Annotated in this window: 21 protein-coding genes and 1 pseudogene; 9 read left to right on the forward strand and 13 right to left on the reverse strand. The window is 63.0% G+C overall.

The genetic code is table 11. The features are described from left to right. Positions 1-199 precede the first annotated feature (199 nt). Both BLS60_RS19920 and BLS60_RS19925 read left to right on the forward strand, forming a co-directional pair. A complete protein-coding gene (locus BLS60_RS19920) occupies positions 200-1,057 on the forward strand; it encodes a Tim44 domain-containing protein (RefSeq protein ID WP_070882475.1) in 858 nt (285 codons plus the stop codon). Between the two features lie 286 nt (positions 1,058-1,343). After that, complete coding sequence (locus BLS60_RS19925; protein ID WP_092371597.1) at positions 1,344-1,751, forward strand: SMI1/KNR4 family protein; 408 nt, start codon at positions 1,344-1,346, stop codon at positions 1,749-1,751. Positions 1,752-1,900: 149 nt separating this feature from the next. On the opposite strand, the gene BLS60_RS19930 is transcribed toward BLS60_RS19925, so the two are convergent. Together BLS60_RS19930 and BLS60_RS19935 are read right to left on the reverse strand one after the other, a co-directional pair. Continuing rightward, positions 1,901-3,664, reverse strand: coding sequence for a cation:proton antiporter (locus tag BLS60_RS19930; RefSeq protein ID WP_092371600.1), 1,764 nt, complete (start codon positions 3,662-3,664; stop codon positions 1,901-1,903). A 538-nt stretch (positions 3,665-4,202) separates the two neighbouring features. Continuing rightward, positions 4,203-4,934: a tetratricopeptide repeat protein gene (locus tag BLS60_RS19935; protein WP_092371714.1), complete on the reverse strand. Its 732-nt coding sequence runs from the start codon at positions 4,932-4,934 to the stop codon at positions 4,203-4,205. A 155-nt stretch (positions 4,935-5,089) separates the two neighbouring features. Here BLS60_RS19935 and BLS60_RS19940 point away from each other — a divergent pair, with 155 nt between their 5' ends. From BLS60_RS19940 to BLS60_RS19950, 3 genes are all read left to right on the forward strand, one after another. Then, positions 5,090-5,572 carry an acyl-CoA thioesterase gene (locus BLS60_RS19940; protein ID WP_070882473.1) on the forward strand — a complete coding sequence of 161 codons (483 nt, stop codon included), beginning with the start codon at positions 5,090-5,092 and terminating at the stop codon, positions 5,570-5,572. Positions 5,573-5,757: 185 nt separating this feature from the next. After that, positions 5,758-7,452: a YbaL family putative K(+) efflux transporter gene (gene ybaL / locus BLS60_RS19945; protein WP_092371603.1), complete on the forward strand. Its 1,695-nt coding sequence runs from the start codon at positions 5,758-5,760 to the stop codon at positions 7,450-7,452. An 83-nt stretch (positions 7,453-7,535) separates the two neighbouring features. Beyond that, on the forward strand, positions 7,536-7,970 hold the full coding sequence (locus BLS60_RS19950; RefSeq protein ID WP_092371606.1) for a DUF3301 domain-containing protein: 435 nt from the start codon (positions 7,536-7,538) through the stop codon (positions 7,968-7,970). A gap of 7 nt (positions 7,971-7,977) precedes the next feature. Here the strand turns inward: BLS60_RS19950 and BLS60_RS19955 are convergent, their stop codons facing one another. Beyond that, positions 7,978-8,937 (reverse strand): CobW family GTP-binding protein, encoded by a 960-nt coding sequence (locus BLS60_RS19955; RefSeq protein ID WP_092371610.1) that lies wholly within the window; start codon positions 8,935-8,937, stop codon positions 7,978-7,980. 101 nt (positions 8,938-9,038) lie between these two features. Here BLS60_RS19955 and BLS60_RS19960 point away from each other — a divergent pair, with 101 nt between their 5' ends. Beyond that, a complete protein-coding gene (locus BLS60_RS19960) occupies positions 9,039-9,392 on the forward strand; it encodes an NADH:ubiquinone oxidoreductase (RefSeq protein WP_070882469.1) in 354 nt (117 codons plus the stop codon). Positions 9,393-9,505: 113 nt separating this feature from the next. Here BLS60_RS19960 and BLS60_RS19965 read toward each other — a convergent pair whose 3' ends face one another. From BLS60_RS19965 to dksA, 3 genes are read right to left on the reverse strand one after another with little or no spacing between them, the layout of a single operon-like run. After that, on the reverse strand, positions 9,506-10,150 hold the full coding sequence (locus BLS60_RS19965; RefSeq protein ID WP_092371717.1) for a DUF1826 domain-containing protein: 645 nt from the start codon (positions 10,148-10,150) through the stop codon (positions 9,506-9,508). Beyond that, positions 10,150-11,352 carry a zinc metallochaperone GTPase ZigA gene (zigA, locus tag BLS60_RS19970; RefSeq protein WP_092371613.1) on the reverse strand — a complete coding sequence of 401 codons (1,203 nt, stop codon included), beginning with the start codon at positions 11,350-11,352 and terminating at the stop codon, positions 10,150-10,152. The genes BLS60_RS19965 and zigA overlap by 1 nt, the downstream gene beginning before the upstream one ends. 28 nt (positions 11,353-11,380) lie before the next feature. Next, positions 11,381-11,743, reverse strand: coding sequence for an RNA polymerase-binding protein DksA (dksA, locus tag BLS60_RS19975; protein WP_092371617.1), 363 nt, complete (start codon positions 11,741-11,743; stop codon positions 11,381-11,383). 123 nt (positions 11,744-11,866) lie between these two features. On the opposite strand from dksA, the gene folE2 reads away from it, so the two are divergent. Next, entirely contained in the window at positions 11,867-12,763 is an 897-nt protein-coding gene (gene folE2, locus BLS60_RS19980) for a GTP cyclohydrolase FolE2 (RefSeq protein ID WP_092371620.1), read from the forward strand. A 173-nt stretch (positions 12,764-12,936) separates the two neighbouring features. Beyond that, entirely contained in the window at positions 12,937-14,376 is a 1,440-nt protein-coding gene (gene cls / locus BLS60_RS19985) for a cardiolipin synthase (RefSeq protein ID WP_092371623.1), read from the forward strand. 12 nt (positions 14,377-14,388) lie between these two features. Here cls and BLS60_RS19990 read toward each other — a convergent pair whose 3' ends face one another. Then, positions 14,389-14,919, reverse strand: coding sequence for a DUF3617 domain-containing protein (locus tag BLS60_RS19990; protein ID WP_092371626.1), 531 nt, complete (start codon positions 14,917-14,919; stop codon positions 14,389-14,391). Between the two features lie 84 nt (positions 14,920-15,003). Further along, on the reverse strand, positions 15,004-15,507 hold the full coding sequence (locus tag BLS60_RS19995) for a GNAT family N-acetyltransferase (RefSeq protein WP_092371629.1): 504 nt from the start codon (positions 15,505-15,507) through the stop codon (positions 15,004-15,006). A gap of 236 nt (positions 15,508-15,743) precedes the next feature. Between BLS60_RS19995 and BLS60_RS20000 the strand changes: the two are divergent. Continuing rightward, positions 15,744-16,546 (forward strand): annotated as a pseudogene (locus tag BLS60_RS20000) (ion transporter). 220 nt (positions 16,547-16,766) lie between these two features. Here the strand turns inward: BLS60_RS20000 and BLS60_RS20005 are convergent. The 5 genes from BLS60_RS20005 to BLS60_RS20025 form a co-directional block, all read right to left on the reverse strand. Next, positions 16,767-17,159: a DUF1850 domain-containing protein gene (locus tag BLS60_RS20005; protein WP_070882587.1), complete on the reverse strand. Its 393-nt coding sequence runs from the start codon at positions 17,157-17,159 to the stop codon at positions 16,767-16,769. Further along, positions 17,156-19,180, reverse strand: a complete 2,025-nt coding sequence (locus BLS60_RS20010) for a TRAP transporter permease (RefSeq protein WP_092371632.1) — start codon at positions 19,178-19,180, stop codon at positions 17,156-17,158. The genes BLS60_RS20005 and BLS60_RS20010 overlap by 4 nt, the downstream gene beginning before the upstream one ends. Positions 19,181-19,318: 138 nt before the next feature. After that, positions 19,319-20,275: a TAXI family TRAP transporter solute-binding subunit gene (locus BLS60_RS20015; protein ID WP_070882461.1), complete on the reverse strand. Its 957-nt coding sequence runs from the start codon at positions 20,273-20,275 to the stop codon at positions 19,319-19,321. A 453-nt stretch (positions 20,276-20,728) separates the two neighbouring features. Next, positions 20,729-22,072, reverse strand: a complete 1,344-nt coding sequence (locus tag BLS60_RS20020; protein ID WP_092371635.1) for a sigma-54-dependent transcriptional regulator — start codon at positions 22,070-22,072, stop codon at positions 20,729-20,731. Positions 22,073-22,172: 100 nt separating this feature from the next. Then, the gene (locus tag BLS60_RS20025; RefSeq protein ID WP_092371638.1) at positions 22,173-23,918 is read right to left on the reverse strand and encodes a sensor histidine kinase; all 1,746 of its coding nucleotides are present in this window, start codon (positions 23,916-23,918) and stop codon (positions 22,173-22,175) included. Positions 23,919-24,004: the final 86 nt, after the last annotated feature.

Below are 24,004 nucleotides of genomic sequence, written 5' to 3' on the forward strand. Positions count from 1 at the left end.
TGCAGCCGGTCGCCACCAAAACCTCAAGCAGCACTGAAACGGAACCTGCGGGTTCCGTTTCTCGTCCACTCTTCTGATTGCCTCACACAGCGCCAGCCGCTGCGCTGGGCAAAAGCTCGAAACATTCTGTTGCTGGTCATGCCGACCCGCCACGGGCAAGATGCCCGTCAGTGTTTCAACAACCAAGAGAAAACCGATAATGCAGCGTTTCCTCAGCATCGCCCTGGTAGTTTGCCTGGGCCTGTCGTTCAGTTTGACTGCCGACGCCAAGCGTATGGGCGGCGGCAAATCCTTTGGCTCTGCGCCGAGCCACCAGACTCGCCAGGCCGCACCGCCTTCGCAACCTAACGCCAATGCTGCTGCGCCAGGCCGTACCCCGGCTGCCGCCAGCGGTGCATCGCGCTGGCTCGGCCCGCTGGCTGGCCTGGCTGCCGGTGGCCTGTTGGCTTCGATGTTCATGGGTGACGGCTTCGAAGGCCTGCAGATCATGGACATGCTGATCTTCGGCCTGATCGCCTTCCTGCTGTTCCGCTTCCTGGCCGCTCGTCGCCAGAAGCAGCAGCCGAATGTGGCCGCCGCCGGTGGTGCGCCGTTCCAGCGTGAAGCGCATGGCCAGCCACAACCGGCACAGCCGTCGATCTTCGGTGGCAGCAGCGCCGCTGCGATCAAACCGGTGATCAACGCACCGGCCTGGTTCAACGAGGAAAGCTTCATCAATGCTGGTCGTGAGCACTTCCTGAGCCTGCAGCAGCATTGGGACGCGAACGAGATGGACAAGATCGCCGAGTTCGTGACCCCGCAACTGCTCGAGTTCCTCAAGCGCGAGCGTGCCGATCTGGGTGAAGGCTTCCAGTCCACCTATATCGACAACCTCGACGTGCAGCTGGACGGTGTCGACGACCACACCGACAAGACCATTGCCACGCTGACCTTCAGCGGTGTGTCGAAGACTTCGCGTTTCGACCAGGGCGAAGTGTTCAGCGAGAGCTGGCGCCTCGAGCGCGCGACGGGCGACAACCAGCCTTGGCTGGTCGCCGGTATCCGCCAGAACGGCTGATCACCACGCGTTATGAAAACCCGGGTTTGCCCGGGTTTTTTGTTTTTCAGCGCCCGTGTGCTGGCCCTCTCACTGCGCTCAGGCGCTACGGTCACACCGAACAGCATGTTGTGATCGCCCGAGGGATGTGGCGTTTTGCCTTTTTCCGACTTGTGACTATTTTCCATTCAGCGTAAAACGCTGCGCTATCACCCGAGCATCGAGTCCGACAGGCGCAAACCAAACGCCTGGCGGTTTTTGTGTTCCAACACCCCTAGAGATTTACCGAGTTTCGCTGGAGCCGCCTGTGGAAGAAGTCATCGAACAACTGCGTGAACTGAACGAACCCGTGCCGGTGCCCCTCGAGCTGCCGGATGAAGAGCTGCTGGTGGAGATCGAGGAGCAGATCCTCATCAACCTGCCGTTCGAGTTGCGCGAGTTCCTGCTCAAGGTCAGCGACGTGGTCTACGGCCGCCTGGAGCCGGTCACCGTCACCGACCCGCAGTCGCACACCTACCTGCCGGAAGTGGCCTCGGTCGCCTGGTCGCTAGGGGTCTCACGTGAACTGGTGCCGATCTGCGAAGACAACGGCAATTACTACTGCGTCGAACAGGACGGCACCGTGCTGCTGTGGGACGGCGAAGAAGAAGACCTCACCGACGACAGCTGGGATTCGGTCTGGCACTGGGTGCGTGAGGTCTGGCTGGAGGAGTGATCGCTCGCTCCCCAAGGGCACAGCGGCTGCTTTCGTAGCCCGTGCTGAGCGTAGCGACACGCGGGGAATACAGCCCTGGGTATCGCTTCGCTCAACGCCAGGCTACGGGTTTACATACAAGAAGGGCGCCTATTGGCGCCCTTGTCGTTTCAGTGATGCCCAGGTGTATCGGGCTTGTCGAGCGTCTCGAACAGGGCGATCTGCAGGCGCGTGTGCACGCGGATGAACCAGCGCCACAGCACGGCCACCACACCGGCGGCGACGACACCGACCAGTAGCAGCATGTCGTTGGACGGCAGGATGCTCGACGACAGCGCCGTCAGCAGCACCATGATGCCGACCAGCGAGAGCAGCGGAATCACCTCGGAAATCACCTTGCGCACCCGCGCCGTATGGCGACCGGCCTTCTCCTGGCGCACGCCCATCTCGGCGAGCAGCATGGAAAGCGCCTTGATCTTGCGGTACGCCGCGATCAGGCACGGCAGCGACAGGATCAGCGCCGCGCCCCAGATCACTGCCTTGCGCAGGTTTTCCTGATCGAGCCATTGAGCCAGCCAGGCGCCGATCTGGGTGGCAAAGAAGGCGATGCCAAGGAAGATCGCCACCACGAACGCCAGGTTGACCAGCACCTGCAGGACGATCTTGCGGATCATCCCCGCCAGGATCGCACCCTGGCCTTGCGGCTGGATGCTGCGCAGCCACTCGCCGTACAACGAGAACACCCGCGACACGCGCTGCGGCATGACCTTGCCGAGACTCACCGCCAGCGGATCCGCCGAGCGGATCAGGTACGGCGTGGTCAGGGTGGTGATCACCGACACGGCAACCGCTACCGGGTAGAGGAAGTCGCTGGTCACCTGCAGGGTCATGCCCAGGGTAGCGATGATGAAAGAGAACTCGCCGATCTGCGACAGGCCCATGCCGACGCGCAGCGAAGTACGCCCGTCGTTGCCAGCGATGAAGGAGCCCACGCTGCACGAAACCACCTTGCCGACGATCACGGCCACGGTAATCACGGCGATCGGCCAGGCATATTCGACCAGCACGTTGGGGTCGAGCAGCAAGCCGATGGCGACGAAGAAGATCGCGCTGAACATGTCGCGCACCGGCTCGACCAGACGCTCGATCTGCACCAACTGGCGCGACTCGGCCATGATCGCGCCGATCAGGAAGGCGCCCAGCACCATGCTGTATTCGAGCTTGACCACCAGCAGGCAGAAGCCGAAGCACATGCCCAGCACCGCCACCAGCAGCATCTCATTGCTTTCGAACTTGGCCACGTAAGCGAGGATGCGCGGCACCAGGATGATGCCGATGACCAAGGCGACGATCATGAACAGCGACAGCTTGCCGACGGTGGCGAACACCTCGCCGGTTTCCACACTGCCGCTCAGGGCGATACCGGACAGCAACGCGATGATGCCGATGCCGAGGATGTCCTCGACGATCAGCACCCCGAAGATCAGCTGTGCGAAGCGCTCGTTCTTCATCTTCAGGTCGCCGAGCGCCTTGATGATGATGGTCGTCGAGGAAATCGCCAGGATCGCACCGAGGAACAGCGAATCCATGGTGCTCCAGCCGAAGTAACGGCCGATCTCGAAACCGATCCAGATCATCAGGATGATTTCCAGGAACGCCGCGATGAAGGCCGTGGCTCCGACGTTGAATAGCTTGCGCAGGCTGAATTCCAGCCCCAGGCAGAACATCAGGAAGATCACCCCCAGCTCGGCGAGGGTGCGGATGGTCTCTTCATCGTGGATCAGGCCGAACGGCGGCGTGTGCGGGCCGATCAGGAAGCCGGCGAGGATGTAACCGAGCACCACCGGCTGCTTGAAGCGGTGGAACAGCACGGTGACCACCCCGGCCACCAGCATGATCACCGCTAGATCCTGGATGAAGCTGATGGCATGCATGAGGAAACTGCTCCTTGTTTTGAGGCAGGCACAAGCGAGCTCGGGCGGCTGCTCGATGGCTCACGTGAGCCTGCTGAAGAATGGGGGTAATTGGCCCGTTGCTGGGCCACTTTGACCGCAGGTTAACATCCGAGCCGTACACGTCGCGACGTGGCAATATTCGGAAACATTTACCGCAAAGCGCACGCCGTACGCGGTTGTGCAGGTACCGCAAAAAGACGTCCGACGATGTTTTCAGGTCACCGCCAATGCATGCGACACCCTGATTCGACGGTTTGAATAAGCGCCCACCTTCGCGAGGAAACACCCATGATCGGCAACAGCATCACCGAATCTGCACGCCGCTCATGATCTGAATCGGCGAGCAGGGCTGGCCCTGGTGCCTGAATCCGGTAGCGCCCTAGCTGGAGCTGGGTTGCTGACGATGGTGGCGGAGTGCCCATAGCCTGGGTTGAGCGCAGCGATACCCAGAGCAGCCATCCCACATGGCGTTGCACTCGACCGGGCTACCCACGCCGGTGTTCCAGGCAGCGCCTGATCAGCGCGCCTGCTGCTGCGGATCGGCGCTGACCTTCAGGTAATTGCCAGCCACGCTGATCCCGGCGCCGCCGTATTGCTGGCACTGCGGGTCGAAGACTTCCAGCACGCGAATATCCAAGCCTTCGTGAAACAACTCGACGGCGCAGCCCTGAGGCAGATCCGCAGCCGTCAGTTGGTAATAGGCTTTCTCGCCCTGTAAGGCTCCTTGCAGCTCACCGATGGCGGCCGGACCGTATTCTTCGACCTTGGCGCCCGCGCGCAATGGTGAAAAATGCGCCCGATAGCTGCCGTCTGGCTGACGGCTGATATCCAGGCTGCTCCACACTGCCGCTCCGGCGTAACGCAGATAGCGACCCTCCAGGCTGGCGCCAAGGGCCTGGTAATCCAGCGCCGCGGACACCGAGCGCAAATTGTGCCGGGTGGCCGTGCCGTGCATGCCGTCGTTCAGAGCCAGGTTCAACCATGCTCTTGCCTGACCTGACTGCTGAAGGCGCAGGCTGGTCACTACCAGATTGTTCAGGGCCAGCTCGCGGGCGGCGCTGTCTTGCGTTTGCTCGGCACGTCGCAGCTGACGCTCGAAGGCCTCTGCAGCTTCTTCGTAACGTCCCGCCTGATAGGCTGCGGTGCCGGCCGAATTGCACAGGCTGACGGTGTCGCAGGGCTGCGGTGCGGCCTGGGCAATGCCGATCACAAGCGGCAGCAAGGCGCAGACAACAACGGTACGCTTCATGGTGGCTTCCTTGTAAATGAACAAATGGGTCATGACGCTGAGAGTGAAATACCGGAGCATACGTTGCAGCAATCACGTACATAGACACAATCGACCAGCCAACGCCGCTCAGACGGTGGAAAATCGCGCCCCTTCAACCTGATGAGCCAGACCCTATGGAACCCGGAAACGCACAACTGACAATGACCGTCCTGATGACCCCGGACATGGCCAACTTTTCCGGCAATGTGCACGGCGGCACCCTGCTCAAATACCTCGACGAAGTGGCCTACGCCTGCGCCAGCCGCTACGCCGGTCGCTATGTGGTGACGCTGTCGGTGGATCAGGTGACCTTTCGCGAACCGGTGCATGTCGGTGAACTGGTGACCTTCCTGGCCTCGGTGAATTACACCGGCCGAACCTCCATGGAAGTCGGCATCAAGGTGGTCACCGAAAACATTCGCGAACGCTCGGTACGCCACACCAACAGCTGTTTCTTCACCATGGTGGCGATCGATGAACAGGGTAAATCCGTGGAGGTGCCGGTGCGCCAGCCACAAAACTCAGAAGAACGCCGACGCTTTGAGCAAGGCCGCCAGCGGCGCGAGATTCGTCAGGAACTGGAAAGCCGCTACCGTGCGCTGAAAGGCGATGCCTGACCTAATGCAACGGCATTAGCAAGGGCTGAGACACATCCCGTACAAATACCTTTTAGTTATAAGCAATATTTTCATATAAAATATCGGTCTTTATGGTCGGGCAACCCGACCTGGGCCGTTACGCACCTCTGCGCTGAGTTTCTCCAGCGTAGGCACGCGAGGCCCGTTCCAAATCGGGAGCTTGCATGCCTCATCACACCCCCCTGATTGCCACCATCGCCGTCGGTTTCGTACTCGCTTATATCTTCGGCAGCCTCGCCAACCGGCTGCGGCTGTCGCCTCTGGTCGGCTATCTACTCGCTGGCGTCATCGTCGGCCCTTTCACCCCTGGTTTCGTTGCCGACAAGGAACTGTCCCATGAGATCTCCGAGATCGGCGTGATTTTGCTGATGTTCGGCGTGGGCCTGCATTTCTCCCTGAAAGACCTGATGTCGGTGAAACACATCGCCATTCCCGGCGCCGTGGTTCAGATCGCCGTCGCCACACTCATGGGCATGGGCCTGTCGTGGGCCATGGGCTGGGGTTGGGGCGCTGGCCTGGTGTTCGGCCTGGCGCTTTCGGTAGCCAGTACCGTGGTGCTGCTGCGCGCTCTGGAAGAGCGCCAGCTGATCGACAGCCGCCGCGGCAAGATCGCGGTCGGGTGGTTGATCGTCGAGGACCTGGTGATGGTCCTGGCGCTGGTTCTGCTGCCCGCGCTGTCCGGTTTCCTCGGTGGCATCCCGCAGGGCGACGGCTCCAGCAGCATCGGTATGCAACTGCTGCTCACCTTTGGCAAGGTCGCCGCATTCGTCGCGCTGATGATCGTGGTCGGTCGACGGGTCATCCCCTGGTTGCTGGAACGCAGCGCCGGCACCGGCTCACGTGAGCTGTTCACCCTGGCCGTGCTGGCCATCGCCATGGGTATCGCCTACGGCTCGGCACAGCTGTTCGGCGTGTCCTTTGCGCTGGGCGCCTTCTTTGCGGGCATGATCCTCAACGAGTCCGAATACAGCCACAAGGCCGCCGAAGACTCGCTGCCGCTGCGTGATGCCTTTGCCGTGCTGTTCTTCGTCTCGGTGGGCATGCTGTTCAACCCGGCGATTCTGGTCGAGCAACCGTTACTGGTGCTGGGCACATTCCTGATCATCGTGTTCGGCAAATCGCTGGCGGCGATGCTGATCGTGCTGGCGTTCCGCAAGCCATTGAGCACCGCGCTGACCATCTCGGTGAGCCTGGCGCAGATCGGCGAGTTTTCGTTCATCCTCATCGGCCTGGGTATCGGCCTGAACCTGGTGCCGGAAGCAGGCCGCGATCTGGTGCTGGCCGGCGCCATCCTGTCGATCCTCTGTAACCCGCTGCTGTTCCTGCTGATCGACCGCCTGCAACCGTGGCTGGATCGCCGCGAACACACCAAGCCGGCCGACCAAGTCAGCGTTGCGGACGGCGAAGACAACGATCTGCATCCGATCAGCGAAGTCGGCCATGCCATCCTCATCGGCCATGGTCGCGTCGGCAGCCGTATCAGCAAACGCCTGCGCGGCGAAGGCGTGCCGTTGGTGATCATCGACGATAACCGCACCCGCGCTCAGGAACTGCGCGAGGAAGGCTTTAGCGTCGTGCTTGGCAACGCGGCCAGCACCCACGTGCTGGAGCTGGCCAATGTCGCCCAGGCGCGCTGGTTGATGATTGCCATCCCCAACAGCCTCGAGGCCGGGCAGATCGCCCTGCATGGCCGGCAGGCAAATGCCGACCTGGACATCATTGCACGCGCACATTTCGATGACGAAGTCGATTACCTGCGCGAGCACAAGGCCGATCTGGTGGTGATGGGTGAGCGGGAAATCGCCCGGGTGATGTTCGAGCGCCTGGGGCTGCAGGCGCCGGCGCCAATCAGCCAGTAACCTGCCAGTGGCAACCGATCTGCCGGGCGCCATCGTCCGGCAGATCGGGTAAGCTGAGCGCCCACCTCGCGAGTTCGTTTGCCATGCTGACCCTCGGCAACCTGCTGATTCTCATGCTGCTGGCCGCCGCTGCCGCCTGGCTCTGGCACGGCCATGGCATTCGCGAGCGCGCACTGACGCGGGTCAAGCAGCACTGCAGCAAGCTGGATATTGAACTGCTCGACGGTAACGTCGCCTTCCAGCGCTTCGCTGTGGTGCGTGACGCGCGAGGCAATCGGCGCTTCGCGCGCATCTACGGGTTCGAGTTCACCGTCACTGGCGATCAGCGCCATGGCGGTCGCATCGTCATGTTCGGCGCCAACCTGGGCGGCATCGAGCTGGATCCGTATCCATTCCGCGAGCCGCCAGCGGCGGTCGCGTCGCCCCCCGCACCCGCACCCGCACCCGCACCCCGGCAGTCTGGCCAAGTGATCGAGCTGCAGCAATGGCGCCGCGACCACCCCTCCACGCGGGATTGAAACAGCCTCAGGCCAACCGGCAGGCAGCCATCGCCGCGCGCAGTGCGGCCTGGTCCTGAGCGCCGCTGAAGATCAGCTCAAGCCGTGAGTCCTTGCGCCACTCGCTGTTCTGCCAATGCAGGGCTTGCCCTTGCAATGCATTGGCGGCGAGCCAGCCAGCATTGGTGTGCAGCACCAGCTTGGCGCGGCGCCAGGGCAGCGGAGCCAGCCATTGCTGCACCTGCAAAAGGTCGAAACGCTGGCTGGGGTGCCAGCGCCAGCCAATACTCCACCCCTCGGGCTGATCCTGAATCAGGCAGATCGGCTCTTCGGCACTGCGCCAGACCGCCGCTGGCGGTAACGGACCATCCGGCAACGCTGCGCTGCTGCTTGCAGCCGCTGCCACGCTAGCAATCGGCAGACGGCCGAACGGCACGCGGCCCTGGCTAGTCCAGTACAGCGCCCGCTGCAACCGGGTCTCGATGGCCGCACGGCTCGCTGCGTCCAGCCCGTCGCTCTTGTTCAACACCAGCAAACCGGCATGGGCCAGCGCGTCACGCTGGCTATCGGCGAGCGGTACATTTGTGGCCAGGGCGGCTGCGTCGAGCACCATCAGCAGCGGCTGCACGGCCAATACGCCTTCCCAGGGCGCGGCCGCCAGCTGTTCCAGCAGGCTCAGCGGATGGCCCAGCCCGGAGGGCTCGATAAACAGGCGATCCGGTTTGGCCTTGCGCAGCAGACGGCCCAGGCCGACCTGGAACGGCACGCCATTGACGCAGCACAGGCAGCCACCGGCAACCTCGCTGAAGCTCAGGCCATCCTCGTCACGCGCCAGCAGCGCAGCGTCCAGGCCGATCTGCCCGAACTCGTTGATCAGCACCGCCCAGCGCTCGCCCGCAGGCCGCTGCGCCAGAAGATGACGGATCAGGCTGGTCTTGCCGGCACCGAGCGGGCCGGCGATCAGGTGGGTGGGTATCTGTTTCAACATTCCACTATGGTGACGCGTTGGCAGTTTGGGAGGAAGCTTTGGCTTGCGATAAGCGCACCTCAGCCCCTACAGTTCTGCATCATTTTTCCGGAGTTGGATCGATGCGCCGTTTGCTGCCTCTCGCGTTATGTGGTCTGTCCGGCCTGGCCTGGGGCGAAGCGTGCGTGGTGCACAGCCAGGCTGAGCGTTTGGATGTGAAAGTCTGCCAGCAGAACCGCAGCATTCCCCCGAACCTGTTCCGCACCGGTTTCTGCCAGCCGCAGCTCAAGGGCCAGAAGGTCGACGTCAGCTTCGTCGAGCAGTGCCCCACTGGCGCATTCGGGGTGTGTCGTAACGCCCGGGTCGGCGGCACGCCGTACCAGCAGGATGTGCATTATTACGGCGTGGCCAACGACGCCGCCTACCTCAAGCCGTTCTGCGAGCAGCAAAGCAAAGGCGTGTGGATGGCCTACTGAGCCGTCATTCAATCGTCATCTGTAGGGGGCTTAATAAAGGCTCGCAGCCGGACAGGCCCGAGCTGCGCTGTTGCTGCGCCTTGGCGCAGCATTTTTTTGCCTGTGCATTGGCTTCACGCCAACCAGTCCAGGGTCAGCAGCAAGCGCCGTTCACCAGCGGGTAACGCCGGTGAGCGATGGACCAGGCCGCGGCCTTCGTTGCCGATCCAGCGCTCGCCCTTGAGCAGCGCGACGTGCCCGCAAGCGATCTGTTCGACTGCTGCACCTTCCCCAGCGAGCGCCTGCGCGCCACCGAGAGGCTGCCGCGCCACTGCGCCCTCGCGCAGCCACTGGCTACCGGGACCGGCGTAGCTGGTAATCAGCCGCAGCGGTACGCGATCAACGTGGAAGCGCGGGCACATGGCGCCATCCAGCACGCGCAGACGCAAGCCGACGCTGCGGGCGTCGAGCAGGCAGGCATAGGCGCGAACCAGCCAGGCCACGTCAGCGAGAAAGGCCGCCTGGCCGGGCATATCGCTGTACCCAGCGAGCAGCCCGGGCAATGCCGGCTCGGCTTCTGCATCGGTGAGGTCGATGCTCAATGATTGCGCCAGCGGCTCGCCCTGAGCCAGCAGCGCGGCGGCAAAGCCCGTGACGTGATCCGGCAGCGTGCGCTGCCAGACCGCCAGGTTGACGTCATCGCGCAGCACTTCGGTCAGTACATCGACGCGCTCGCCGCTCATTTGCTGTGGTGCCGGTGGTGTCTGCAGAGCAAGCATCATGCGGCCTCCACCCAGGGGCCGAACGGATCGGCCAATTGGCACCAGGTCTCTACCCCGGCCGCCATTTCGGCATCGCTGAGCAGGCAATCATCCAGCTCCGCATGCAGCTGCGCGAAGTCGATATTCTGGCCGATGAACACCAGCTCCTGGCGGCAATCGCCGCTGGCTTCGTCCCATTGACGGATGATCGCCTGCCGCTCGTCGGCGTCCTGCGGCCATTGGCTTTTCGGCACGAAGCGCCACCAGCGCCCGGCCAGACCGTGGCGCATCAGCCCGCCTGCCTGCGACCAGCTGCCGGCCTCCTGGTATTTGCTGGCCAGCCAGAAAAATCCCTTGGAACGCAGTAACCGACCGTTAACCCATTCCCGGTTAAGGAAATCGAAGAACCGCTGTGGATGAAACGGCCGGCGCGCCCGGTAAGCGCTGGAGGCGATGCCATATTCTTCGGTTTCCGGCACATGCTCGCCGCGCAATTCCTTGAGCCAGCCTGGCGCTTCGGCTGCTCGCTCGAAGTCGAACAGCCCGGTGTCGAGAATCGCCTGCAGCGGCACCGCGCCCATGCTCATCGGCAGGATTTCGGCACGGGTGTTGAGGCGTCGCAGAATGGCCATCAACTCTTCACGCTCGGCCTGGCTGATCAGGTCGATCTTGCTGACCAGCAGCACATCGGCGAACTCGACTTGCTCGATTAACAGGTCGCTGATCGAGCGCTCGTCCTCGTCACCCAGTGTTTCGCCCCGGCTGGCCAGGCTCTCGGCGGCTTGAAAGTCCTGCAGGAAGTTCACCCCGTCGACCACCGTCACCAGGGTATCCAGGCGCGCCAGATCTGCCAGGCTCTGGCCTGCCTCGTCGCGGAAGGTAAAGGTTTCGGCCACCGGCAGTGGTTCGGAAATACCGGTGGACTCGATCAGCAAGTAATCGAAACGACCATCGCGGGCCAATTTGCTGACTTCCTCGAGCAGGTCTTCGCGCAAGGTGCAGCAGATGCAGCCGTTGCTCATCTCCACCAGCTTTTCTTCGGCACGGTTAAGGCTGACGTCGCGCCGCACCTCGCTGCCGTCGATGTTGATTTCGCTCATGTCGTTGACGATCACGGCCACGCGCAGACCGTCGCGGTTCTTCAGCACGTGGTTGAGCAAAGTGCTCTTGCCGGCCCCTAAAAAGCCGGACAGCACGGTTACGGGTAGGCGGTTGGGCATCACGGGTTCCTCATCAGAGCGTCAGGCATTACACGGAGCGTTGGTGGCGTTCGCGCTGTTCTTCGCGCTCTTTCGCCTCGATACACAGGGTTGCGGTTGGCCGTAGCAGCAGACGACGCAGGCCGATCGGCTCACCGGTTTCGCGGCACCAGCCGTATTCACCGTGGGCCATTCGCTCGAGCGCTTCGTCGATCTTGTCGAGCAGCTTCTTTTCACGCTCAAGCAGGCGCAGCTGCCATTGCCGCTGCTCCTCCCGGCTGGCCATGTCGGCCTCGTCGGCGGGTCGGTCCTGCTCGCGCAAAGCCCCAAACTCATCGTCGATACGCTGCTGCAACGCCTGGCGCTGTTGAAGCAGCAGATCACGGAAGAAACCTTGCTGGGCTTCGTTCATGTACGCCGCAGGTGGCAGGGCAAGCAGTTCGTCGGGGGGTCATCGCAGGCTCACTCATTTACCTTATTTGTTATAACATAACATTTAAAGCGGAATTGTACTGAAAACGAACCAGGGTGAACAATGAATCAGCAAACCGACATGCCCGATATCGCCGCTCAGCGCAGCAGCGGTTCCACCGCCATGCTCGACTGGGTGGGCATGCGCGGCATTGCGCTGCCCGTGCGCATCGACACGCAGGCCGTCAGCGCGCGAATCGATGCCGGCGTAAGCCTGGACGACGGCCAGACGCGTGGCATTCATATGTCACGCCTGTATCTGGCTGTTGCCGAGCTGCAGCGCGAAGCCGTGTCGCCGGCCTTGCTGCGTGAAGTACTGGAGCGTTTTCTGAACAGCCACGACGGGTTGTCGTTACGCGCCTACCTGGAGTTGCGCGGCGAATGGCTGATCGAACGGCCGGCGCTGATCAGCCCATTGTCCGGTTACAAGGCCTATCCGCTTACGCTCAAGGCACACCTGGCCCCATCAGGATTTCACCTGGAGCTGGGCTTGCAGCTGAGCTACTCATCCACCTGCCCCTGCTCGGCGGCTCTGGCGCGGCAGCTGATCCAGCAGCGCTTCGCCGACGACTTCTGCGAACGGCAGCCAGACTTCGATACGATGCACGCCTGGCTCGGCAGCAGCGCTGGAATCATTGCCACGCCCCACAGCCAGCGCAGTGAGGCCGATATCCGTGTGCGCCTGCAAGCCGATGCCACTTCACTGCCCTTTATCGGCCTGCTCGACCGTGCCGAGGCCGCCCTCGGTACCGCCGTGCAAACTGCCGTCAAGCGCGCCGACGAGCAGGCCTTTGCGTTGGCCAACGGACAGAATCTGATGTTTTGCGAAGACGCCGCGCGTCGCCTGCATGGCGCGCTGCTGTCGATGCCGGAAGTCGAGGGTTTCCGCCTCCACGTGACCCACGCAGAAAGCCTGCATGCCCATGATGCTGCCGCGAGCGCCAGCCATAATTGGCGCTGAAGGCAGTCGCTTACCCTGATGACTGGCCACTACCGCGCGACACCCAGACATGGCCTACATGGCGGACTGCCGAGCAGACGAAGTCGGGTTTCACGTGGAACGCCGACAATCCCTCGCGACGAGCAGCCGATAGCGTGGTCTATGCTGGCACAGCAGTCATTAAGCGAACGGCAATGGAATTCGGCATACAGCATTTCTTCGGCTATCTGATCGCGGCGACCCATGGCCTTGGAGCGATCGCCGCCGTGCACGCGATTCTTACCGTACGCACCGCCCAGGGCGCCATTGCCTGGGCGCTGTCGCTGTTCTTCATGCCCTACCTGACCCTGCTGCCCTATGTCATTTTCGGGCGCAGCCGCTTTTACGCGTACATCGAGGCGCGCCGCCAGGTCGACAAGCAGATGCACAAGGCCATGGCGGCTCTCGACTGGCGTCCCTGGGTCAGAGAAGCCATCGCCGCCGGCGAATCAGAAGCCTATGGGCAACTCCGTGCCCTGCCGCGGCTGGGCCGCATGCCGTGCCTGGCGAACAATCGGGTCAGCCTGCTGATCGATGGCAAAGCGACCTTCGACGCCATATGCCAAGCGCTGGCCGAGGCGCGTCAGGTGATCCTCATTCAGTTCTTCATCGTCCATGACGACAAGCTCGGCCGGCGCCTGCAGGAAGTCCTGCTCGAACGCGCGGCGGCAGGCGTGCAGGTGCACTTTCTATTCGACGCGGTGGGCAGCCACGCGCTACCGCGGCGCTATGTGAAACGCCTGCGTGAGGGCGGCGTGCACATGCATGCCTTCCCTACCGGCGGCGGGCTGTTCAATCGCTTCCAGCTGAATTTCCGCAACCACCGCAAGATCGTCGTGGTGGATGGCGAGCGTGGCTTTCTCGGTGGGCACAACGTGGGGGACGAGTACCTGGGCGAGAAGCCGCGCCTGTCACCGTGGCGTGATACCCATGTGGAAGTGCATGGTCCCGCCGTGGCCTGCCTGCAGGAATCCTTCGCCGAAGACTGGTTCTGGGCGACCCGCAAATTGCCGCCACTGCTGCTGCCCGAGATCTACCCGGACGAAGGCATGCTCTGCCAGGTGATCACCAGCGGCCCCGCGGATGCTCAGGAAACCTGCTCACTGCTGTTCGTGGAAATGCTCAACGCGGCCCGTGAGCGCATCTGGCTAACCAGCCCGTATTTCATCCCGGACGAGTCACTGTTCGCGGCCCTGCGTCTGGCCGTGCTGCGCGGCGTGGATGTACGCATTCTGCTACCAGCGCGACCAGACCATCGCATCGTCTACGCCGCGTCCAGCCTTTTTGCCTTCGAGGCGCTGCGCGCAGGGGTGCGGATTTTTCGCTACCTGCCGGGTTTCCTGCATCAGAAAGTCGCGCTGATCGATCAGGACATCGGCGTGGTCGGCAGCGCCAACCTGGACAACCGCTCCTTCCGCCTCAACTTCGAAATCACCCTGGTGACGGTTGATACGGAGTTCGCCCGCCAAGTCGAGGCCATGCTGGAGAACGACTTCAGCCAATCCCGCGAGCTGATTGGCGCCGACCGCCGCGAGGTGCATCGCCTTCAACAACTGGGCATGCGCGTGGCGCGGCTGATCTCGCCGATTCTGTAACGCGGAACGGGCTCAGGGCTGAAGCGACTTCAACGCCCCGCACTCGGCCGAGACCCAGCGAGCATCGGACTCCATGCTGCCCTGCTGACGACCGGCACCGCTGTCGAATTCGCCGCGAACCTGCGTGGTGAAAGATTTATCGTCGAGGAAATGCGCTTCACCCTCACCCCGGCCCTGCGGGCAGGTGAAGTTGAACACCCAGCGGTCATTGTCACGCGAGGTGATCTGCTGGCGGCAATTAGGGTCCTGCAGCGGTATGTTCTGCGCATCAATCTGCGCCTGGCTGATGCAATACTGCACGCCCTTGTCGCCTAGCTGAATGCCCTGCTGGGCCATCGCCCGCTCCATCATTTCGCGCTGCGCCTGGGGCAGGTTCTTGAACTGCTGCAGCATCACGTCGCTGCTGGGCAGCGTGCGGCCGCCAAGCTGCATATTCTTCGAGGTGATTTCCCAAAGGCCGGGTTGGATCTGCTGCTGAGCGGTGGCCATGAAAGGCAGCGCCAGCAAGCAGAGGGGCAGGAACTTCAGACTAGGCATCGGCATGTAAGACTCCGTTCAGTGAACGCGACGTGGCTCGCCTGATCTCAGACAGCAAACCGGCTGGGATGTCACGGCACGATGGCGCTATCAGCCTTCGACTTCCTGGTGATACAGCTGCAACCCACGCGCCTGGTAGTTGGCCAGGGCGCTCTGATGATCGAGTGTGCAGGTATGCACCCAGACCCGCCGAGTGCCCGCCCACGCCCAGGCGGATTGCAGCGCATGAGTGAGCAACGGGCCGCCGAAACCCTGGCCGAAGAAGGCTTCGGCGAGGCCGAAATAAAGAATCTCCACCGAACTCTCGGCGTCACGCTGCAGCTCGTAGTAACCGGCGATTGCGCCTTGGTGATAGGCCACCCAGGTGCGGTGGTTGTCCTGCTCGATCAGCTCGCGCCACTGCGCATCGGACCAGGACAGCTTGTCCGTCCACTCCCAGGGCCCACCCACCAGCTGGTAGAGAAAGCGGTTGAGCTGGAACTGCTTGATCCGGCATTCGACTACCTGCAGATCATCCGGCAACGGCTTGCCACGCACCTGCTCGGCGCTGTGCATTTCCAGGTAATACGTGATGTTGTCGCCCTGCTCGCTCATGCGGTCATCCGTCGCGTGGTAAGGGCCGCCTGGCCCGAAGCAAAACGTGCAGGCTAATGCCCCAGAGCGGCTTCGGCAATCATGCCATTCGGCTGCACGGTGTTCCGTTGATAGCCGTCTACACATTTGGTGAAAAAGCATTCGGCCAACCGCAACCTTATCGCTTCCTTCCGTCATGGCGCTTCTCTACGCTCAGCAGCCCAGTTGAGCCCGTCTAGCAGACCATGAACGAAAGCATGTCACACCCAACCGCCCCTACCTGGCGCCTGAAGCTGGCCGAGCTGATGGACAGCACGCCGGTGCAGCGGATTATCACCGCGCTGATCCTGATCAACGCCGCCATCCTCGGTTTGCTGACCTCGGCGGATATCGTTCGCGAATGGGGCTGGCTGCTGTTGCCTGTGGATATCTTCATCCTCACGGCGTTCGTGATCGAGCTGGCATTGCGCTTCGCGGCTCGGGGCATCGGCCTGTTGCGTGATCCTTGGGCGGTGTTCGACTGCCTGGTGGTGGGTATCGCACTGGTGCCGGCCAGCGGGCCATTCAGCGTGTTGCGCGCGCTGCGTGTACTGCGCGTGCTACGCCTGGTGTCGATCAACCCGAGCATGCGCAAGGTGGTGCAGGCGCTGCTGGCCTCGCTACCGGGCATGGGCAGCATCGTCATGCTGATGGCGCTACTGTTCTACGTCGCCGCCGTGATGGCCACGCAACTGTTCGGTCAGAGCTTCCCTGAATGGTTCGGTAACATCGGCGCCAGCCTCTACACGCTGTTTCAGATCATGACCCTGGAAAGCTGGTCGATGGGCATTGTCCGCCCGGTCATGGAAGAGCAGCCTCTGGCCTGGGTGTTCTTCGTGCCCTACATCCTTATCGCCACCTTCATGATGCTCAACCTGTTCATCGCGGTGATCGTCAACGCCATGCAGGACGCCCAGGGCCCGGACCCCGAAGTCGAGGCCCGCGCAGTACGCGAACAGATGATCCTCGACGAGCTGAAGGGTTACGTGCAGAGCTGGCGGAGATGCGCCGCATCTCGTGAGCGCAGCGCAGGGAGTGGCTGTTGCGTGGCGAGAGCGGACGTTCAACAGATCGTTCCTCACGCTCCGCTTAATGATGGCTCCCACGCTCCAGCGTGGTAGCTCAGGCTAGGGCGCTCTGCGCCCGTTTGCGCTAGGCAGAATTCAAAAGCGGACGCAGAGCGTCCCAGGAGGCATTCCCACGCGGAGCGTGAGGAACGATCTGATGGCTGCTTTCACCTTCTACCGCGCGTCCACCTCGCAACTCCACAGTTCCACCGCCGGCTGGCTTGCCGTCGGCGGGCCAAGCCATTGGCTGAGAGGCTGACAGTCGTTGTCGTTGCACAGCTGATAATCACCGGCCTCGGGGGTGCGACCGAGGCGCAGCGGTTGCAGAGCCGGCAGCTGGCGCTGGTAGTGCCAGCTGCCATCGCGCAGTACGGCGCCATCTGGAATCTCCATGCCGGCGCCACTGCCACGTACGCGCGCCTCGCCGAGCAAAAGCCCGGCAGGGGTGACGCGGTAGTCCTCTTCCCAGCGGATCTTCTCGATCGTGTGGTTCCAGGCCAGGGTAAAGGACGGCATGGGCAGCTGCGCCCATACCGTCCCCGCCAAGCCGAGGCACAGACCGATCAAACCGCCACCGCAGCGGCGCGGCGCGCGCGCCACAGGTGCTGGGCAATCAGCGTGATACCCAGCAGGTAGCCGATCTCGTCGCTGATGGGCATGGCCAGAATCAGCGCGACGCCCGCGGCGAACGCCCAAATGCGCTCCCACCAGGCCATCCGCACGTTCAGATAACCGACCACCGCCATGCCCCATAAGCCGACCGCAAATACTGCTTTGGCGAACATGTAGATCGTCGCGGCCCAACTGTCGCCCTGCATCATCAGCGCCGGGTCATAGACCGCCATGAACGGCACCACGAAGCCGGCAGCCGCAATACGCACCGCCCACAGGCTGATCTTGAAGCCGTTCTCCTTGGCGATCGGCGCGGCTGCGAAACAGGCCAGCGCCACCGGCGGCGTCAGGTCGGCCAGCAGGCCGAAATAGAACACGAACATGTGCGAGACGATCAGCGGCACGCCCAGGTCCAGCAGCGCCGGCGCAGCAATCGCGCTGGTGATGATGTAGTTGGGAATGGTCGGGATGCCCATGCCGAGAATCAGGCAGGTGATCATGGTCAGCACCAATGACAGGAACAGGTTGTTCTGGCCGATGGCGAGGATGTAGCCGGCGAAGGTGGTGGCGATGCCGGTCAGCGAGACCACACCGATGATCACGCCCACCAGGGCGCAGGCGATACCGACCGGGATCGCGTGCCGCGCGCCTTCAGCCAGCGCATGCACGCAGGCCTGGAGGGTTTCACGGCCGCCCTTGATGAACCAGCAGACCGCCACCAGCGCGGCGATCACCCCGAACACCACGCCAATGCCGAGCTGGAAGAAGCCCGCGCAAAGAATCCCCAACGCGACCCAGAAGACCATGCGCATGATCTTCGACGATACCTTGAGGATGATCGCCGAACCGAGGATGACGATGGCCGTCAGCGCCAACCCGACGGTGCCGGAGAACATCGGCGTGCGCCCGGAGAACAGCAGGTACACCAGTACCAGCAGCGGGATCAGCAGGAACCAGCGCTGCTTGACCGCTGCCCAGGCGCTGGGGCACTGGTCTTTCGGCAGGCCGCGCAGGTTGGCGCTTTTCGCCTCCAGGTGAACCATCCAGAACACCGAGCCGAAATACAGTAGCGCGGGAATCAGTGCAGCCTTGGCCACTTCCACGTACGGCACGTTGATGGTTTCGGCCATGATGAACGCCACTGCGCCCATCACCGGCGGCATCAACTGGCTACCCATGCTCGAGGTCGCTTCCACGGCACCGGCAAACGCCGGTCGGTAGCCGAAGCGCTTCATCAACGGAATGGTGAATTGCCCGGTGGTCACCACGTTGGCCACGCCGGAGCCGGTGATGGTGCCCATCAGCGCCGAGGACGCCACCGAGACCTTGGCTGGGCCGCCGAGCTTGTGGCCGAACAGGCCCATGGCGAAATCGGTGAACAGCTTGATCATGCCAGCCTGTTCGAGAAACGCACCGAACAGGATGAACAGGAAGATGTAAGTCGCCGACACGTAGGTCGGTGTGCCATAGAAGCCTTCGGTACCGAACGCCAGCTGGTTGATGATCTGATCGAAGCCGTAACCACGGTGCGCCAGATCGCCCGGCAGGTATTCACCGAACAGGCCGTAAAGCAGGAACAACCCGCAGATCAGCGGCAACGCGATGCCCATCACACGGCGGGCTGCCTCGAAAATCAGCAGCATGAGGCCGATGCCGACGACCATATCCGCAGTGCTCAGGTCACCGGAGCGCTGGATCAGATCAGCTTCGAAATACCATTGGTAGGCGAACGTGGCCATCCCGGCGAGGCCCAGCAACCAGGCCAGCGGCTGCCACGGGCGGCCTGCGCCGCGGGCCGGGTAGCAGAGATAGACCATCAGCAGCAGGAAGCCGACGTGCCCGGCACGCAACACCTGGCTGGACACCGGGTGAAACGCCGCCGTGATGATCTGGTACGTTGAGAACAGCAAGGCGGTGTAGAACAACGCCTTCGGCCATTCACTCGGGCTGGCGCTCAGCCCCTGATGTTCACTCATGCTGGTCACACCTACGCTGACGCCCAGAGGGCGAAAAATCGGACTGCGGGTGAATGCCGACCATCAGCTGACAGCCTGCACCCACCCGGCGAAGCGGGAAGTGTGCCGAGCGCTGTAGAAGCGCTCGGCCAGGGCGATTTACTTGAGTACGCCTGCTTCCTTGTAGAAGCGCTCAGCGCCCGGATGCAGCGGGATTGGCAGGCCTTCGGTAGCAGTTTCCAGCTTGATGTCCTTGGCCGCCGAGTGCGAATTGACCAGGCGAGGCAGGTTGTCGAACATCAGCTTGGTCATCTGGTAGGCGACTTCATCGTCGACGCCTTCATGGCTGACCAGGATGTTGATGATCGCTGCGGTCGGTACGTCCTGATCCTGACCGTCATAGGTGCCGGCCGGGATCACGCGCGCCTGGTAGGCGCTGCTGCCGATCTTGGTGACGACGTCTTCCGGAATGGCCACGAAGGTGATCGGCACCATCGACGCCAGGTCACGAATTGCTGCCATGCCGAGGCCGGACGACTGCAGGGTGGCGTCCAGCTGACGGTTCTTGATCAGCTCGACCGACTCGGCGTAGGGCATGAACTCAACGCGGCCCATGTCCTTGTAGCTCAGGCCGGCGGCCTTGAAGATCGCCCGTGCATTGAGCTCGGTACCGGACTTCGGTGCACCGACGGAAATACGCTTGCCCTTGAGGTCTTCCAGGGTCTTGATCCCGGATTCCTTGCTGGCAACGATCTGGATGTAGTTCGGGTAGGTGGCGGCAATCGCGCGGATTTTCTTCAGCGGCGCTTTGAAGCCCGCGTCTTCGACACCGTTCCAGGCATCGTCTACCGAATCGCCGAGGGCAAAGGCCAGCTCACCGCGGCCCGACTGCAGCAGGTTGAGGTTTTCCACCGAGGCTTTGGTCGCCTGTACGGAGGTTTTCGACCCTTCGATGCCGTTGCCATAAACCTGCGACAGCGCTACGCCGATCGGGTAGTACACCCCGCTGGTACCGCCGGTCAGGACATTGATGAAGGTGGGTGCCGCGAACACGGCCGTGCTGGCGGTGATGGCCGCAGCAGCGGCGAGAAGGCTGAAACGCTTGGTCAGTCGCATGGGTGTTTCTCCGTGCTTATTGTTGTCATAGAGCCGGTTCGGATCGATGACCACGGGGACGGAGAGTGCCGCGCGAACGGCTGCAGGCGGTTGGCTACCGCGAAGCATGACGACTCTTGTCTTTATTATGGTCACCGGTCGATGAATGCCGGTTGCCCTAAATACATAGCAGATGCCGTGCCAGAGATAAGAACCCACGCGCCAGAGGGGTCCAGCCCAGGCAGCCAGGCGTAAACCAGCGAAACCCCGCCTATTACCGGCTGGGCAACCGGCAAGATTCCGCTCAAACGTGGATAACTGACCGCCAGAAGCGGCGGTCGACCTGGAGTCAACTCACCAACTGCTCAGCCTGAACATGGCTGCAGGATGGATAAAACCCATCAATTGCCAACGGCTGCCCGCTCCCGCCGTCTGCCAGCCCTCGCGGATGATCGCGAAATGCTCCGGCGATTTTCAGTCTTCGTCGCTGCTGCCGGCGGGCCGGTAGGTGCTGCGCTGCAGGCCGTGGCGCTGCATTTTCTCATTGAGGGTGCGGCGCGGCAGTTGCAGCAGCTCCATGGTCTGCAGGATGCTGCCCCGGCAGCGCAGCAGCGCGTTGTGCAGGCACTGCGCTTCGAAGGCTTCCATCTGCTGCGCCAGCGATTGCTCCACGTCCTCCTGCGTTGAGCCGCTCAACCCGAGGGCGTGGCGCTCGGCTGCGTTGATCAGCTCGCGCACGTTGCCCGGCCAGTCGTGGCCCAGCAGGTTGGCCAGTTCGGCCGGGGTCAACGGCTCCAGGCTGCGGCCATGACGCTGCGCAGCTTCCTCGGCGAAATGCTCAAACAGCAGCGAGATGTCTTCACGGCGCTCGCGCAGCGCGGGGATCTGCAAGGTGGCGACATTCAGCCGATAGAGCAGATCCTCGCGGAAGCGCCCGGCGCGAACTTCATCGAGCAGGTCCGGCTTCACCGCGCTGATCACGCGCAGGTCGACACGGATGCTGCGGTTGGAGCCGAGGCGTTCCAGGGTCTTTTCCTGCAGCACGCGCAGCAGCTTGACCTGTTGCGCCAGCGGCAGGCTTTCCACTTCATCGAGGAACAGGGTGCCGCCGTCGGCATGCTCGATGCGGCCGATGCGCTTGCTTTGCGCGCCGGTGAACGCACCGCTCTCGTGACCGAACAGCTCGCTCTCGAACAGGTGCTCCGGGATCGCCGCGCAGTTGAGGGCCACGAACGGCTTGTCGGCACGTTCGCTGAAATCGTGCAGGCAGCGCGCCACGCGCTCCTTGCCGGAGCCGGTTTCGCCGCGGATCAGCACGTTCACCGAGGTGCCGGCGAGGTCGAGAATCTGCCGCCGCAGGCGTTCCATGGGCCGCGATACACCGAGCAGCTGCGCGGCGATACCGTCCTTCATGCCAAATTGCTGGCGCAGGATACGGTTCTCGCAGACCAGCCGGCGCTTCTCCAGTGCACGCCGCACGACGTCGAGCAGCCGATCCGGGGTGAACGGTTTTTCGATGAAATCATAGGCGCCCAGCTGGATCGCCTGCACGGCCATCGGCACATCGCCGTGCCCGGTGATCATGATCACCGGCAGGTCGCGGTCGCACTCGACCACCTTGGCAAGCAATTGCAGGCCATCGGTGCCGGGCATGCGCACGTCGCTGATCAGCACGCCGGCAAAGTCGACGTCGATCAGTGCCAATGCCTGCGCGGCATTGGAGCAGACCTGCACGCTGAAACCGGACAGCTCCAGCCACTGTTGCGCCGCCTCGCGAATCGCTGCTTCATCGTCGACGACGATTACCTGACCACTCATACCACCTCCTGGCTCGACGCCGCAGTGTAACGCCACAGCTCCCCGTGCGCGGCGGCGAAAGCCGCACCGCGCCCACACTCATCCACTCGCACACAGCCGCTCATGCCTTGGGCAGGCGCAGTGTGAAGACTGCGCCAGTGGCAGCGTTGGCAGCCTCCAGGTTGCCGCCCAGGTCGCGCACGATACCGTAGGAAATCGCCAACCCGAGACCCAGGCCCTCGCCCACCGGCTTGGTGGTGAAGAACGGCTCGAACACGTGGCCCAGGTTAGCCTCGGCAATGCCATCGCCGCTGTCGCTGATGCGCATGACGCACTGCGCGCCCTGAACCTCGATTAACACGCCAAGCCGCCGCACAGGGCTGTCGAGCATGGCGTCCAGGGCGTTGTTGAGCAGGTTGAGAATGACCTGCTCGAGGCGGATGGCATCACCGCAGACCCAGGCTTCGCTGCGGATTTCCTGCAGTAGTTCGACCTGTTCACTGCGCAGCCGTGGCGCCAGCAGCAACAGCGCCTGCTCCAGCACGTCGCTGAGCAGCAAGCGCTCGTTGAGCCCGGCCGGGCTCTTGCGGGCGAAGGTTTTCAGGTGCCCGGTGAGGCTGGCCATGCGCTGCAGAAGGCCGTCGATCCGCGTCAGGCCGGTGCGCACATCCTGCTCGCGCCCGTTGTCGAGCAGCAGGCCCAGGCTGCTCAAGTGCATTTGAATGGCGGTCAGCGGCTGGTTGATCTCATGGGCCATGGCCGCCGACATCTGCCCCAGCGCGGCCATCTTCGCGGCATGCACGAGGCCCTCCTGAGCTTCACGCAGTTCGGCGGTGCGCAACGTCACCTCACGCTCGAGGTTTTCTCGGATGCTCGCCTGTAACCGCCGGTTCTTGCGCCGCTGCAGCAGGAACAGCACTAGGAACACCAGGGTCAGCCAGACGCCAGCGGCGGCCAGCCGATAGCTGCGCGCCGTGTCGCCCAGGCTGCCCTCATCGACGAGCAGGTGCAGCGTCCAGGCTTCACTGGGCAGGCGCGAGCGTTGCCAGAGGTAATTGCGTCGACCGTCCGGGCCGTCGATAGTCATCCAGTCGGCGTTATCACCGAGTGATCGGCTGTGCTCCTTGGGCAGTGGCTGCAGCGCCCGTTCGGCATACTTGCGCACCTCCACCAACTCGGCGTGGTCAAGTTCATCGAGCTCTTCCAGCGCCCGAAAGCGCCAGGCCGGCCGGTTGCTGAGAATTACCACGCCATAGCTGTCGGCGACCAGCAGCACACCCGGCTGGCCGACCCATTCACGCTGCAGCTCCTCAAGCTCGAGCTTGACCACCAGCACGCCGATAACCGCACCGTCATCGTCGTACACCGCGTGGGACAGGAAATAGCCCGGCACACCGGTGGTCACCCCAACCGCGAAATAGCGGCCTGAGGTGCGGCGCAGGGCGTCCTGAAAGTAAGGGCGGAAGCTGTAGTTGTTGCCGACGAAGCTGCTCCAGTCGTTCCAGTTACTGGCCGCCAGGGTCAGCCCCTGCCGGTCGATCAGGTACAGCACGCTGGCCCCGGCGGCGGCATTGAGCAGCTCGAATCGGCGATTGAGTTTGTTGCGCAGTTGAGGATCGTCAGGGGCCTGCAGCAGCGACTGGATGTCACTGTCCATCGCCAGCAGCTGCGGCACCGAACGGAAGCGGTCGACCAGCGTCTGGATCGATTGCGCGTAAAGCTGCAGCTGGCCGTGGGCCTCGCTGCTGCGATCTTCCCAGGCGCGCTGCTCGGCATAACGGCTGGCCAGCCACAAGCTCACAGCCAGGCCGAGAGCGATCAGCAGCACGATTGCGACGGTGCGGTTGCGCAGAAACAGGGCGGTCATGCACGACTCGAGTTTTTATGATGGCGGCATGTTAGCCCGAAATGCCCGCGGGTCGAGTAGCGGATGCGGTGGTCGACGTAACCCAA

This window comes from Phytopseudomonas seleniipraecipitans (assembly GCF_900102335.1).
Lineage (GTDB): Bacteria > Pseudomonadota > Gammaproteobacteria > Pseudomonadales > Pseudomonadaceae > Aquipseudomonas > Aquipseudomonas seleniipraecipitans.

Bases quoted from the DNA above. Each gene is read 5' to 3' on its own strand.
- BLS60_RS19930 (WP_092371600.1), bottom strand. From the start codon at position 3,664: ATGCATGCCATCAGCTTCATCCAGGATCTAGCGGTGATCATGCTGGTG.
- BLS60_RS20020 (WP_092371635.1), bottom strand. From the start codon at position 22,072: ATGAGTGGTCAGGTAATCGTCGTCGACGATGAAGCAGCGATTCGCGAG.
- folE2 (WP_092371620.1), top strand. From the start codon at position 11,867: ATGAATCAGCAAACCGACATGCCCGATATCGCCGCTCAGCGCAGCAGC.
- BLS60_RS19935 (WP_092371714.1), bottom strand. From the start codon at position 4,934: ATGAAGCGTACCGTTGTTGTCTGCGCCTTGCTGCCGCTTGTGATCGGC.
- BLS60_RS19965 (WP_092371717.1), bottom strand. From the start codon at position 10,150: ATGCTTGCTCTGCAGACACCACCGGCACCACAGCAAATGAGCGGCGAG.
- cls (WP_092371623.1), top strand. From the start codon at position 12,937: ATGGAATTCGGCATACAGCATTTCTTCGGCTATCTGATCGCGGCGACC.
- BLS60_RS19920 (WP_070882475.1), top strand. From the start codon at position 200: ATGCAGCGTTTCCTCAGCATCGCCCTGGTAGTTTGCCTGGGCCTGTCG.
- BLS60_RS19940 (WP_070882473.1), top strand. From the start codon at position 5,090: ATGGAACCCGGAAACGCACAACTGACAATGACCGTCCTGATGACCCCG.
- BLS60_RS19990 (WP_092371626.1), bottom strand. From the start codon at position 14,919: ATGCCGATGCCTAGTCTGAAGTTCCTGCCCCTCTGCTTGCTGGCGCTG.
- BLS60_RS19955 (WP_092371610.1), bottom strand. From the start codon at position 8,937: ATGTTGAAACAGATACCCACCCACCTGATCGCCGGCCCGCTCGGTGCC.
- BLS60_RS19950 (WP_092371606.1), top strand. From the start codon at position 7,536: ATGCTGACCCTCGGCAACCTGCTGATTCTCATGCTGCTGGCCGCCGCT.
- BLS60_RS20015 (WP_070882461.1), bottom strand. From the start codon at position 20,275: ATGCGACTGACCAAGCGTTTCAGCCTTCTCGCCGCTGCTGCGGCCATC.
- dksA (WP_092371617.1), bottom strand. From the start codon at position 11,743: ATGAACGAAGCCCAGCAAGGTTTCTTCCGTGATCTGCTGCTTCAACAG.
- BLS60_RS19995 (WP_092371629.1), bottom strand. From the start codon at position 15,507: ATGAGCGAGCAGGGCGACAACATCACGTATTACCTGGAAATGCACAGC.
- BLS60_RS20010 (WP_092371632.1), bottom strand. From the start codon at position 19,180: ATGAGTGAACATCAGGGGCTGAGCGCCAGCCCGAGTGAATGGCCGAAG.
- zigA (WP_092371613.1), bottom strand. From the start codon at position 11,352: ATGCCCAACCGCCTACCCGTAACCGTGCTGTCCGGCTTTTTAGGGGCC.
- ybaL (WP_092371603.1), top strand. From the start codon at position 5,758: ATGCCTCATCACACCCCCCTGATTGCCACCATCGCCGTCGGTTTCGTA.
- BLS60_RS20025 (WP_092371638.1), bottom strand. From the start codon at position 23,918: ATGACCGCCCTGTTTCTGCGCAACCGCACCGTCGCAATCGTGCTGCTG.
- BLS60_RS19960 (WP_070882469.1), top strand. From the start codon at position 9,039: ATGCGCCGTTTGCTGCCTCTCGCGTTATGTGGTCTGTCCGGCCTGGCC.